11 protein-coding genes are annotated in these 12,955 nt (G+C 66.3%); 5 read left to right on the plus strand and 6 right to left on the minus strand.

The annotated features are described in order from the left end of the window. Positions 1-1,246: membrane protein insertase YidC (gene yidC / locus A6M56_RS18070; RefSeq protein WP_286758281.1), on the plus strand; the 1,246-nt coding region annotated here is incomplete at its 5' end. Between the two features lie 64 nt (positions 1,247-1,310). Here yidC and A6M56_RS18075 read toward each other — a convergent pair. Continuing rightward, the gene (locus A6M56_RS18075; RefSeq protein WP_102080615.1) at positions 1,311-1,709 is read right to left on the minus strand and encodes a VOC family protein; all 399 of its coding nucleotides are present in this window, start codon (positions 1,707-1,709) and stop codon (positions 1,311-1,313) included. Positions 1,710-1,768: 59 nt separating this feature from the next. Between A6M56_RS18075 and mnmE the strand changes: the two genes are divergently transcribed. Beyond that, positions 1,769-3,208 carry a tRNA uridine-5-carboxymethylaminomethyl(34) synthesis GTPase MnmE gene (gene mnmE, locus A6M56_RS18080; protein WP_102080614.1) on the plus strand — a complete coding sequence of 480 codons (1,440 nt, stop codon included), beginning with the start codon at positions 1,769-1,771 and terminating at the stop codon, positions 3,206-3,208. A 5-nt stretch (positions 3,209-3,213) separates the two neighbouring features. Next, positions 3,214-3,603 (plus strand): NUDIX hydrolase, encoded by a 390-nt coding sequence (locus A6M56_RS18085; RefSeq protein ID WP_045785481.1) that lies wholly within the window; start codon positions 3,214-3,216, stop codon positions 3,601-3,603. 34 nt (positions 3,604-3,637) lie between these two features. Here A6M56_RS18085 and A6M56_RS18090 read toward each other — a convergent pair whose 3' ends face one another. Beyond that, positions 3,638-3,889 (minus strand): hypothetical protein, encoded by a 252-nt coding sequence (locus tag A6M56_RS18090; RefSeq protein ID WP_045785480.1) that lies wholly within the window; start codon positions 3,887-3,889, stop codon positions 3,638-3,640. Positions 3,890-4,229: 340 nt separating this feature from the next. Further along, the gene (rpsU, locus tag A6M56_RS18095; protein WP_003262970.1) at positions 4,230-4,442 is read right to left on the minus strand and encodes a 30S ribosomal protein S21; all 213 of its coding nucleotides are present in this window, start codon (positions 4,440-4,442) and stop codon (positions 4,230-4,232) included. Between the two features lie 236 nt (positions 4,443-4,678). On the opposite strand from rpsU, the gene A6M56_RS18100 reads away from it, so the two are divergent. Further along, positions 4,679-5,767 carry a DNA topoisomerase IB gene (locus tag A6M56_RS18100; RefSeq protein WP_102080613.1) on the plus strand — a complete coding sequence of 363 codons (1,089 nt, stop codon included), beginning with the start codon at positions 4,679-4,681 and terminating at the stop codon, positions 5,765-5,767. Between the two features lie 33 nt (positions 5,768-5,800). Here A6M56_RS18100 and A6M56_RS18105 read toward each other — a convergent pair whose 3' ends face one another. Genes A6M56_RS18105 through A6M56_RS18115 form a run of 3 tightly spaced genes read right to left on the minus strand, consistent with a single transcriptional unit; the run spans position 5,801 to position 11,778 of the window. Next, positions 5,801-7,342 (minus strand): efflux transporter outer membrane subunit, encoded by a 1,542-nt coding sequence (locus tag A6M56_RS18105; RefSeq protein ID WP_102080612.1) that lies wholly within the window; start codon positions 7,340-7,342, stop codon positions 5,801-5,803. A 2-nt stretch (positions 7,343-7,344) separates the two neighbouring features. Beyond that, positions 7,345-10,497, minus strand: a complete 3,153-nt coding sequence (locus A6M56_RS18110) for an efflux RND transporter permease subunit (RefSeq protein ID WP_045785477.1) — start codon at positions 10,495-10,497, stop codon at positions 7,345-7,347. 15 nt (positions 10,498-10,512) lie between these two features. Further along, positions 10,513-11,778 (minus strand): efflux RND transporter periplasmic adaptor subunit, encoded by a 1,266-nt coding sequence (locus A6M56_RS18115; protein WP_102080611.1) that lies wholly within the window; start codon positions 11,776-11,778, stop codon positions 10,513-10,515. A 570-nt stretch (positions 11,779-12,348) separates the two neighbouring features. On the opposite strand from A6M56_RS18115, the gene A6M56_RS18120 reads away from it, so the two are divergent. Continuing rightward, a partial coding sequence (locus A6M56_RS18120) for a TetR family transcriptional regulator (RefSeq protein WP_286758282.1) occupies positions 12,349-12,955 on the plus strand: 607 nt, incomplete at its 3' end.

Here is a 12,955-nt window from a genome sequence, read left to right on the forward strand (position 1 = left end):
TTTCCCGAACCATACGACGGTGTTCGCCGCATCGGCCGGCCCGCGTGACCTGGGCACCGGCAACGATATCTCGATCACGCTGACGGCCGACAAGGGCGGTGCGAAGCTCGCGAAGACGTACGTCTTCAAGCGCGGCAGCTACGTGATCGACACGCGCTTCGCCGTGACGAACGACGGCACGGCGCCGATCAACCCGACGCTGTACATGGAGCTGGCCCGCGACGGCGGCGCCGTGGAGCAATCGCGCTTCTACAGCACGTTCACCGGCCCGGCCGTCTACACCGACGGCGACAAGTACCACAAGATCAACTTCTCCGACATCGACAAGGGCAAGGCGCACGTGCCGGCCCCGACCGACAGCGGCTGGGTCGCGATGGTGCAGCACTACTTTGCCTCGGCGTGGATTCCGGCGGCGAACGCCAAGCGCGAGTTTTACGTCGACCGCATCGACACGAACTTCTACCGCGTCGGCATGCAGGAGCCGCTGGGCACGGTGGCGCCGGGCGCGAGCGTGTCGGCCACGGCACGCCTGTTTGCCGGTCCGCAGGAAGAGCGCATGCTCGAGGGCATCACGCCGGGCCTGGAACTCGTGAAGGACTACGGCTGGCTGACGATCATCGCCAAGCCGCTGTTCTGGCTGCTCGAGAAGATCCACAAGCTGCTGGGCAACTGGGGCTGGTCGATCGTCGCGCTGACGGTGCTGGTCAAGCTGGTGTTCTTCCCGCTGTCGGCGACGAGCTACCGTTCGATGGCCAAGATGAAGGATCTGCAGCCGCGCATGACGGCCATCCGCGAGCGCCACAAGGGCGACCCGCAGAAGATGAACCAGGAGATGATGACGCTGTACCGCACCGAGAAGGTCAATCCGCTCGGCGGCTGTCTGCCGATCGTGATCCAGATCCCGGTGTTCATCGCGCTGTACTGGGTGCTGCTGTCTTCCGTGGAAATGCGCGGCGCGCCGTGGCTGGGCTGGGTGCATGACCTGGCTGCACCGGACCCGTTCTACATCCTGCCGATCCTGATGGCCGTGTCGATGTTCGTGCAGACCAAGCTGAACCCGACGCCGCCGGACCCCGTGCAGGCCAAGGTGATGATGTTCATGCCGATCGCGTTCTCGGTGATGTTCTTCTTCTTCCCGGCCGGCCTGGTGCTGTACTGGGTGGTGAACAACTGCCTGTCGATCGCGCAGCAGTGGTCGATCAACCGCATGCTGGGCACCAACAAGAAGGCTGCGGCTGCCAAGTAAGGCAGGCGCACTCGGCAAAAAGGGCACCTTCGGGTGCCCTTTTTTCATGTGGCTCGGATGGCGCCTATGCGGGTGCATGGCAGACGGCCTCGATGTTGTGGCCGTCGGGGTCGCGCACGAAGGCGCCGTAGTAGTTCGGGTGGTAGTGCGTCCGTATGCCGGGCGCGCCGTTGCCGGTGCCGCCTGCTGCCAGCGCCGCACTGTGGAACGCCTCGACCTCGGCACGCGTATCCACGCGAAACGCCACGTGCAGCGGCGGCCGGTTCGGCGTCTGGCCCGCCATCGCAGCAGAAATCCAGCACTCCGCCTTGCCCGGTGGGCCGAACCCGGCCACGTCGGTGTGGCCCGTCACGGCGGCAGGAAACTCCAGCACCTTGACGAGGCCGATGGCGCCGAGCGCCTGCCCATAGAACCGTTTGCCGGTTTGGAAGTCCCTGAGGACGACGCCGGTGTGATCGATCATCCGAATCCCCCTGGCTGGAAACTGGCGCGCAACTGCGCGGCTGCCGCACAATACCGCCCATGACTGCCGCTGACCACTCCCCGAACTTGCCGAACGCTTCCGAGCCGCCACGCGCGCCCACCATTCCGATCGCGGCGATCGCCACGGCGCCGGGGCGTGGCGGCATCGGCGTGGTGCGCGTATCGGGGCCCGATGTGCGCGCCGTCATGCAAGCCGTGTGCGGTCGGCTGCTGCCGCCGCGCCAGGCGACCTACCTGCCCTTCCTCGATGCGGACGGCAGCGCCATCGATCGCGGCATCGCCCTGTGGTTTCCCGCGCCGCATTCCTACACGGGCGAAGACGTGCTCGAACTGCAGGGCCACGGCGGCCCGGTGGTGATGCAGCTTTTGCTGCAGCGCTGCCTCGCCGCCGGCCGCGAAATCGGCCTGCGCGTGGCCGAACCCGGCGAATTCACCCGCCGCGCGTTTCTCAACGACAAGATGGACCTCGCGCAGGCCGAGGCCGTGGCCGACCTGATCGAAGCCAGCACCGAAGCCGCCGCGCGCTCGGCAGCGCGCTCGCTTGACGGCGCGTTCTCTCAGGCCGTGCATGCGCTGGTGGAGCGCGTCATTCATCTGCGCATGCTGGTGGAGGCGACGCTGGATTTTCCCGAGGAAGAGATCGACTTTCTGGAAGCCGCCGATGCGCGTGGTCAGCTTGCGGGCATCCGTGCCGCGCTGGACGGCGTGCTGGCGCAGGCGCGGCAGGGTGCGCTGCTGCGCGAGGGGCTGCACGTGGTGCTGGCCGGCCAGCCGAACGTGGGGAAATCGTCGCTGCTCAACGCGCTGGCCGGCGCGGAGCTGGCCATCGTGACGCCCATCGCCGGCACCACGCGCGACAAGGTGCAGCAGACGATCCAGATCGAGGGCATCCCGCTGAACATCGTGGACACAGCCGGACTGCGCGACACCGAGGACGAGGTCGAGCGCATCGGCATCGAGCGCACCTGGGCCGCCATCGCCCGCGCGGACGTCGTGCTGCATCTGCTGGACGCGGCGGACTACCGCGCGAACGGCCTCTCTGCGGAAGACGCCGCCATCGACGCGCGTATCGCCGAACACGTGCCGGCCGGTGTGCCGACGCTGCGAGTCATCAACAAAATCGACCTGTCCGGCGTGGCCGTACCCGGTCGCGTGGATGCGCAGCCGCCGGAAGTGTGGCTATCGGCGCGCAACGGTGTCGGCATCGAATTGCTGCGCGCCGCGCTGCTGGAGATTGCCGGCTGGCAGGGCGGCGGCGAGGGCCTGTACCTGGCGCGCGAACGCCATCTGGCGGCGCTGCGTACGGCCAAGGAACATCTGGCCACCGCGGCCGAGCATGCCGATCAGCAGGCGCAATCGCTGGATTTGTTTGCCGAAGAACTGCGCCTGGCGCAGGAGGCGCTGAACAGCATCACGGGGGCGTTCTCCAGTGATGATTTGCTGGGTGTGATCTTTAGCCGGTTCTGCATCGGCAAGTGAGCGCTATGCCTACCTACCCCGTCTCCATCAAGGGCGTCCTGCGCGCGCCAGGCGGTGAGATCGTGCTGCTGCTGAACGAACGCGAAGAGTGGGAGTTGCCGGGTGGCCGCATTGAACACGGCGAATCATCCGCCGAATGCTTGCAACGCGAGATTGCCGAAGAGTTGGGCCTGCGCGTGCAGGTTGGGCCGCTGCTCGACACGTACCTGTTCGAAGTCGTGCCCGGCAAGCATGTGTTCATCGCCACCTACGTGTGCTCGCTGATCGGCGCGTTTGAACCGACGCTCAGCCACGAACACAAACGCCTTGGGCTCTTTGCTGCGGATGCCTTGCCGCGCAATCTGCCCGAGGGATATCGAACGTCGATCGAGACGGCACTCAGGGCATCGGCCTAGTGGGACGTGCATATGCTCGCCGCTGCCGGGCCGTTCAATCGCGCCCCCAGCGCCAGCGCGGCGGCTCGCCCTTCCACCAGCACACCAGCACGAGCAGCGCGCTCACGGCGAACATGTACAGCACAAAGCCCGTCGGCGTACGGTCGGGCGGCAGCCCCACGATGCCCGCAGCGACCAGCCCGGCGTAGACGGCAAACGCGACCCAGCCTTGCCAGCGAGCGGGCCAACCCCATCCCCAGCCATAGCGCTTGGCAGGGAACCAGTAGTCTTCGGATTTCGTAGGCATGCTTGCGCCCCCACGCGTACACAGGATAGGTACGACTGTACACGTGCGCAGGTTCCAGGCAACAAACGCCAACAGCCAGCCGGTCGATCACCGCTGGCAGAGGTCGTTTGCAACAGAGAGAGCACGCCAAGGCGCGCCGAAGCTGCGGAGAACGGCACACAGGCCATCAACCGCGTCTTGCTGGCTGCTGTATCGGGGAGTGGAGCGTTGGCTGGATCCGGAAGGGGCTCCCGGGGCGCACAAGGCGCGACACAGGCCAAGCTCGGCGGACCGGAGGTCGGATGACTTCACGCCGCCAGCGGCAGCACCCGATTGGTGCTACCGAAACAACCGCGCGATCTTAGTAGAGCTTCTTCGGCAGCATTTGCGAGCGCAGGCGCTTACGCGTACGCGACACGGCAGCAGCCTTCTTGCGCTTGCGTTCGGTCGTCGGCTTTTCGTAGGCGGTGCGGGCGCGCAGTTCCTTGATCAGGCCGGTGCGCTCGATTTCACGGCGGAAGCGGCGCAGCGCGACTTCGACCGGCTCGTTTTCTTTCAGGCGGATGGTGGTCATCGGGTCCCTTGCTCAGTATTCGGGTGGACGGCGAAACAGCGGATTATATACCGCCCAGAGGGCGTGCAGTGTAGTTGAATCTGTTTACCGACGCAAGCCACTCCCTGATGTGAAGAGAAGCCCATTTTCTGCTGCATTTTTATGCAGCGGCGTGGTCTGGATACTACGTCAGCGCGCGTCATCTCGCATGGAGGAACGCCGCTTGCTGGGCGCGGGCATACCCCCGGACATCCATCGTGGAACGCGCCCCCGACCTCGCGCCGGCACCTGCCGCCTGCACACCCCTTTTCGCTGAAACGCTGCCGGCGCCCCTGCGCTATGTCGACGACACGCGGCCCGGCTACACGCGGCGGCGCGAGCGCGGCCGCTTCGTCTACTTTGATACGCGCGGCGAGCGCATCCGCGACCCCGCCGTCATCGCGCGCATCAACAAGCTGGCGATCCCGCCGGCCTATACCGACGTGTGGATCTGCCCTCACGCGAACGGCCATCTGCAGGCGACCGGTCGCGACGCCCGGGGCCGCAAGCAGTACCGCTATCACCCCGACTGGCGAGCCTTTCGCGATGCGGACAAGTACGGCCGGCTGCTGGCGTTCGGGGCGGCGTTGCCGCGGGTGCGCCAGGTGGTGACCGCGCAACTGGCGGCACCGGGCCTGTCGCGCGAGAAGATGCTCGCCACCGTGGTCTACCTGCTGGACGTGACGCTGGTGCGCGTGGGCAATGCGGCCTACGCGCGCGAGAACCGGTCGTACGGGCTCACCACGCTGCGCAACCGGCACGTCGAGGTGCGTGGCAACACGGTGCGGTTTCACTTTCGCGGCAAGAGCGGCGTCGAGCACGACGTATCGGTGTCGGACCCCCGCCTGGCGCGCATCATCCGGCGCTGCGTCGATCTGCCGGGCCAGGAACTCTTCCAGTACATCGACGAGGCGGGCGAGCGCCGCGCAGTCGATTCCGCCGATGTGAATACGTACCTGCAAACCCTCACGGGCGCGGATTTCACGGCGAAGGACTACCGCACCTGGGCCGGCAGTGCGCTGGCGCTGGAGCTGCTGCGTGGGCGGGCACCGGCCAGCCCCGCCGATGCGCGACGGCAGGTCGTGGAGGCGATTGCCGCCGTGGCGCAGCGCCTGGGCAACACGCCGGCGGTCTGTCGCAAGTGTTATGTGCATCCCGCCATCGTCGATGCGTTTGCGGCGGGTGAACTCGCCACGCTGGCACCGGCACGCGCGCGCAAGGGCCTGCGCCGCGAGGAAGTCACGCTGATGCGCTTTCTCGAGACTGCCGCCGACCGCGACGCGGCGGACAAGAAAAAGCCCGCCTGAACGGCGGGCTCGGGGGCCTGGCAGAACGCGCGCTTACTTGCTCTGCGGCGTCATGTCGGGCGTGGCCGGCGACACACCTGGCGCAGCCGTCGGCTGGGCCTGCCGGGCCGCTGTCACCGTGCTGTGCTCGTGCAGGCCGCCGCCCAGCGCCGTGTACAGATCGATGGCGTTGGTCAGGCGAGCCAGGCGCGTCTGCACCAGGGTCTGGTCGGCGCTGAACAGGTCGCGCTGCGCATCAAGCACGTCGAGGAAGCTCGACACGCCGTTGCGGTAGCGCTGGTCCGACAGCGTCAGGCGCTCGGCGGTGGCATCGCGGAAGCGCTTCTGCGCGGCCACCTGCTCTTCGAGCGTGCCGCGCGCCACCAAGGCGTCAGACACTTCACGGAAGGCCGTCTGGATCGTCTTCTCGTAGTTCGCCACCGCAATCTTCTGGTTGGCCTTCGTGAGGTCCAGGTTGAAGACGTTGGTGCCCCAGTTGAAGATCGGCAGCGTCAGGTTCGGGACGAACGACCACAGGCCCGTGCCGCTCTTGAACAGGTCGTGCAGCGCCGTGCTGGCCGTGCCGATGTTCGAGGTCAGCCCGATGCTCGGGAAGAACGCCGCGCGCGCCACGCCGATGTTGGCGTTGGCCGCGATCAGCTGCTGCTCGGCCTGGCGGATGTCGGGGCGCTGCTCGAGCAGCTCCGACGGCAGACCGGGCGGAATATCCGCCACGATCTTCTCCGAGGACACCGTGGTCGGGGCCGGCAGGTCGGCCGGCAGCGGCGCACCGACCAGCAGCACCAGGGCGTTGGTCGCCTGGGCGTACTGGCGCGTGAGTTGCGCCACCGACACGCGGGCCGATTCGACCAGTGTCTCGGTCTGGCGCAGGTCCAGTGCCGACGACGCGCCAACGTCAAAGCGCTGCTTGGCGAGCCTGTAGTAGTCTTCGCGGCCCTTCAGCGTCTGCTGGGCCAGCTCGAGCTGCTCCGCATAGGCGCGCTCGTTCAGGTACGCCTTGGCCACCTGCGAGATCAGGCTGATCTGCGCGGCGCGGCGGCCTTCGTCGGTCGCCAGGTAGCTGGCGCGCGCTGACCGCGTGACGTCGCCCACGCTGAACAGGTTGACCTGGTAGTTGCTGATGCCCACGCCGAGCTGATACTGCTTGGTGTAGACGTCGCCACCGGTTTGCGAGATCGACGGCGGCGTATGGCTGCGCGTGTACACCGCGGACGCATTGACCGGCGGCAGCAGGTCGGCGATCTGCAGGCGGTACTGCGCACGCGCGGCCTCGACGTTGAGCATGGCGACGCGCAGGTCGCGGTTGTTCTCCAGCGCCAGGCCAATCAGCTTCTGCAGCCGTGCGTCGGGGAAGAACTCGCGCCAGCCCAGGTCGACCGCGCGCGGGGCGTTCTCGCCCGGCTTGGCGCTGTCCGCCGGCACGGCGTAGCCGGCCGGCGCCTGCGGGTACGTGCCGGTGACCGGGGCATCCGGGCGCTCGTAAGTCGGCGCCAGCGAGCAGCCGGACAGGATGCCGGCGGCCAGCAGGAGCGCCGGCAGCAGCGCGGGGGTTCGGAAAGTCATGTTGTTCTGCATGTTCAGATTTCCTCGTCCAGCGGACGGTGCGCGGCATCCAGGCGGCGTTGACGCTCGCTGCCCTTGAAGATGCGGCGGACCACCACGAAGAACACAGGCACCAGCACCACGGCCAGCACCGTCGCGGTGATCATCCCGCCCATCACGCCGGTACCGATGGCACGCTGGCTGGCGGAGCTCGCACCCGTGGCAATCGCCAGCGGCAGCACGCCCAGGATGAAGGCGAACGACGTCATGATGATCGGCCGGAACCGCAGGTGCACGGCTTCCAGCGTCGCCTCGATGAGGCCCTTGCCTTGCGCCTGCAGGTCCTTCGCAAACTCGATGATCAGAATCGCGTTCTTGGCGGACAGGCCCACCACCGCAATCAGGCCGACCTTGAAGTACACGTCGTCAGGCATGGCGCGCAGCGTCACGCCCAGCAGTGCACCGAGCACACCCAGCGGCACCACCAGAATCACCGCCGCCGGGATCGACCAGCTCTCGTACAGCGCCGCCAGCACCAGGAACACCGCCAGCAGCGACAGCGCATACAGCGCCGGCGCCTGCGAGCCGGATTCCTTTTCCTGCAGCGACTGCCCCGTCCACTCGTAGCCGATGCCCGCCGGCAGCTTGGCCGCCAGACGTTCCATCTCGGCCATGGCGTCACCCGAGCTGGCACCCGGCGCAGCGGCACCCGAGAGGCGAACCGCCGGATAGCCGTTGTAGCGCACGAGCTGCACCGGGCCGACGATCCAGTGGCCCTTCGCGAACGTCGACATCGGCACCATGTTGCCCTGCGAATTGCGCACGTACAGGTTCATGATGTCTTCGGGCTGCATGCGGTTGATCTTGTCCGCCTGCACGATCACACGCTGCTGACGACCGTAGTTCGGGAAGTCGTTGGCGTATGCCGAACCCAGCGCCGTCGACAGCACGGAGTTGATGTCGGTGAACGAGACGCCCAGCGCATTGGCCTTCTCGCGGTCGATATCGACCTGGTACTGCGGCGAATCTTCCAGGCCTTCCGGGCGCATGCCGGTGATGATCTTGCTCTGCGCCGCCATCCCCATCAGTTGATTGCGGGCGGCGATCAGCGCGTCGTGGCCCAGGCCCGCGCGGTCCTGCAGACGGAACGTGAAGCCCGTTGCGTTGCCCAGTTCCGGAATCGGCGGCGGGTTCAGCGGGAAGACGATCGCGTCGCGGATGCCGCCGAACAGCGCACCGAAGGCACGGCCGACTACGGCATCAGCGGTCTGATCCTTGCCCTTGCGCTCGCTCCAGTCCTTGAACGGGGTGAACACGATACCGGCGTTCGGGCCGTTGCCCGAGAAGCTGAAGCCCTGCACGGCCACGATGTTCTCGACCGCCTTTTCCTGCTTGTAGTAGTTCTCGACCTGCTTGATCACCTCCAGCGTGCGGTTGGCCGATGCCCCCGGCGGCAACTGGATGTTGGTCACGATGTAGCCCTGGTCTTCGGTCGGCAGGAACGAAGACGGCAGACGCAGGAACAGGAACACCACCGCAACGATCAGCGCCGCGTAGATGACCATGTAGCGGAAGGTCTTCTTCAGGATGCGTTCCACGAAGCTCTGGTAGCGGCTCGTGGTGGTGCTGAACATGCGGTTGAACCAGCCGAAGAAGCCTTTCTTTTCGTGGTGCGAACCCTTCTCGATCGGCTTGAGCAGCGTCGAGCACAGTGCCGGCGTGAGCGTCAGCGCCATGAGTGCCGAGAAGAAGATCGACGACACCATCGACAGCGAGAACTGTCGATAGATCGCGCCCACCGAGCCCGAGAAGAACGCCATCGGGATGAACACGGCCATCAGCACCAGCGTAATGCCGATGATGGCGCCCGTGATCTGGCCCATGGCCTTGCGGGTCGCTTCGCGGGGGGGCAGGCCTTCTTCGGCCATGATCCGCTCGACGTTTTCCACCACCACGATGGCATCGTCAACGAGAATACCGATCGCCAGCACGAGGCCGAACATCGTCAGCACGTTGATCGAGAAGCCCATCGCGTTCATGACGGCAAACGCGCCGAGCAGCGAGATCGGCACCACGATCGACGGCACCAGCGTGTAGCGGATGTTCTGCAGGAACAGCAGCATCACCAGGAACACCAGCACCATGGCCTCGAACAGCGTCTTGACCACTTCCTCGATCGAGATCTGCACGAACTTCGAAGTGTCGTACGGCACCTTGTACTCCACGCCCGGCGGGAAGTACTTCGACAGCTCTTCGAGCTTGGCTTTCACCGCCTTAGCGGTGCCCAGCGCATTGCCGGTCGGCGAAAGCTGCACGCCAATGGCCGAGATCGGTTGGCCGTTGATCCGCGCAGACGTCGAATAGGTCTGGCCGCCGAGTTCCAGGCGCGCCACGTCCTTCACGCGCACGAGTGAGCCGTCCGGCTTGGCCACCAGCACGATGTTGCCGAACTGCTCGGTGGTCGTGAGCTGGCCTTCCACCACGACCGTCGCCGCGAGCGGCTGGTCGGCCACGGACGGCAGATCGCCGATCGTACCGGCCGAGACCAGCGCGTTCTGCGCACGGATGGCGTTGTAGACGTCCGTCGGGGTCAGCTTGTAGCCGACCAGCTTGGCCGGATCGATCCAGACGCGCATCGCGCGCTCCGTACCGAACAGCACCGCCTGACCCACGCCCGGCACGCGCTTGATTTCGTTCAGCACGTTGCGCGAGATGTAGTCGCCCAGTGCCACCGGATCCATCTTGCCGTCGGTGGATGCCAGCGTGGCGAACAGCAGGAAGTTCGAGCGGGCCTTGTCGACCTGCACACCCTGCTGGGTCACCTGCGAAGGCAAACGCGCTTCCACGCGCTTCAGGCGGTTCTGCACGTCCACCTGCGCCAGTGCCGGATCGGTACCGGCCTTGAACGTCACGGTGATCTGCGCCTGGCCGTTACCGCCCTGGCTGACCGACTCCATATAGAGCAGGCCGTCCGCACCGTTCATTTCCTGCTCGATGATGCTGGTGACGGATTCGTCCAGCGTCTTCGCATTGGCGCCCGGATACGTTGCCGTGATGATGACGGACGGCGGCGCAATGGTCGGGTACTGCGAGATCGGCAGCTGGGTGATCGAAATCGCCCCGGCAAGGATGATGAACAGCGCGAGCACCCAGGCAAAGACCGGGCGATCGATGAAAAACTTTGCCATGCGATGGCTCCTTAGTTACTGCTTGGCTGCCGGTGCGCTGGCAGCGGGTGCGCTGGCTGCGGCGCCGCTGGCCGGGGCCGTGCCGCCGCCCTGGCCTTGCTGAGGCTTGCCCGGGCCCTGTTGGCCCGGTGCTGCGCCCGGCTGCCACGGCACGGCCTTGACCGGTGCGCCGGGACGGACCTTCTGCAGACCGTCGACGATGACCTTGTCGCCGGCCTTCAGACCGCTCGAGACGATCCACTCGGTGCCGATCGAACGGTCCGCCTTGACCTGGCGTACGGCGACCTGCCCCTTCTCATCGACGACCATGACGGAGGCGCCGTCCGGGCTGCGCGTGACAGCCTGCTGCGGCACCGTGATGGCCTGCTCGTCGACGGCCTGCTCGATGCGGGCGCGGACGTACATGCCGGGCAACAGCGTGCGCTCGGGGTTGGGAACGATCGCGCGCAGCGTGATCGTGCCCGTAGCCGGGTCCACCGTGAGGTCGGAGAAGTACAGCTTGCCCGGCTGCGCATAGGCGCGGCCGTCTTCGGTCACGAGGGTGACCTTGGCCGCATCACCGCCCGCCTTGGCCAGCTTGCCGGCCTTGAGGGCTTCCTGCAGGCGCATCACCTCGGTGCTCGATTGCGTGAAGGTCAGATAGATGGGGTCGATCTGCTGCACGGTCGCCAGCAGCGTGGCCTCGCCCTGGCCGACCAGCGCACCTTCGGTGACCTGCGCCAGGCCGGCGCGCCCGGAGATCGGCGACGTCACGCTGGCATAGCCGAGGTTCAGCTTGGCGGTTTCCACGGCGGCACGCGCGGCCGCCACGTCGGCGGTGGCCTGCTTGGCCGCGGCGACGGCGTCGTCGTAATCCTGCTTGCTGATGGCGTTGGTGGCGACCAGCGGCTTGTAGCGCTCGGCCTTGATCTGCGCCTGCGATTGCGTGGCCTCCGAGCGTGCCAGTTGCGCCTTGGCGCTGTCGAGCGACGCACGATACGGCGCCGGATCGATCTGGAACAGCTGCTGGCCGGCCTTCACGTCGCTGCCTTCGGCATACATGCGCTTGAGCACGATGCCAGCGACCCGCGCACGCACCTGCGCCACGCGCGTGGCTTCCAGGCGGCCCGGCAATTCGCTGGTCAGGCCAACGGCATGCGGCTGCACGGTCACAACGCCGACTTCGGTCGGAGGCATGCCGGCGCCGCCCGGCCCTTGTGCCTGCTTGTTGCCGCAGGCTGCAAGCGCCACCACCACGAATGCGGCGGCGGCGAGTTGGTGATAACGGCGGGTGTTCGTCATAGATGACCCCATGTGGCGATAAGCGGAATGCCGGCGGATCGCATACCGGACAGCGCGCAAACGAGTGCGACGCCGGCAAACCGTCAGCGAAACAAAAAAACAGAAAACGAAAACGTCCGATGCTAGCCGTATCTGGCTGCATGCGATATGGCCTGTGCGACGAACTCGCAACAACCGGGGCCAGAATGCGAGAAGCGGGAGCGATCGGCAGTCGGTCTCCGCGCCCGGCGCCGGCGAACAGAGCCAGCGCCGGACCGCGAGCCACACCACGAAGTGGCGCAAACGACCATGGGCAAGCGACGGAGTGCGCGCTATTATAGATACGTTCGCGTATGTATGTAAGTCGGCCTGCGATCAGTACGGACTCCGTTGACACGTTTCCGGAGTGCGTAGCAAGCAGGGCGGCGTGCCGAACGTGCGGCGCATGCCGCGCTGCGACAAGCATTGTCGGCGAGCGGAGCGTCTGCCGCGTTGTGCAAAGCGCAATGCTGCGTTGCCCGGATTTGTGCGACGCACAAAAGCCAATCGAAAGAACGACGGCACGCTGGGCCGGCGTTCCTCTGGAACATCATGGTCAGACGAACCAAGGAAGAAGCCCTGGAAACACGCAACCGCATCCTCGACGCGGCGGAAGACGTGTTCTACGCGCGCGGTGTGGCGCGCACATCGTTATCGGATATCGCGCAGGCGGCGGGGGTGACGCGCGGCGCCATCTATTGGCACTTCCGCAACAAGACCGACGTGTTCTCCGCCATGTGCGAGCGCGTGAAGCTTCCGATGGAAACGATGTGCTCGCCGCCCGGTGTGGAAGCCGACGACCCGCTCGGTGAGTTGCGCAACGTCGGCAATTTCCTGCTGCGCCAACTCGTCGAAGACGCGCATTGGCGCAAGGTGTTCGAGATCATGTTCAACAAGTGCGAGTTCGTCGAAGACACGAGCCCGATCCTCAAGCGTCAGCAGGAATCCTATGAAGAAGGCATGGCGCGCCTGAGCAGCATCATCGAGCAGGCCACGCGGCGCGGCCAGTTGCCGGCCGACCTCGACATCCCGCTGGCCGTCGCGCATTTCCATGCGGCATTCAACGGCATCATGGGCGACTATCTCTTCTATCCCGATGCGTCCAGCCTCGCCAGCAAGCGCGAGCGCCTGCTCGATGCGTGCATCGACACCCTGAAAT

The organism is Ralstonia sp. RL (assembly GCF_001683835.1).
GTDB lineage: Bacteria > Pseudomonadota > Gammaproteobacteria > Burkholderiales > Burkholderiaceae > Ralstonia > Ralstonia mannitolilytica.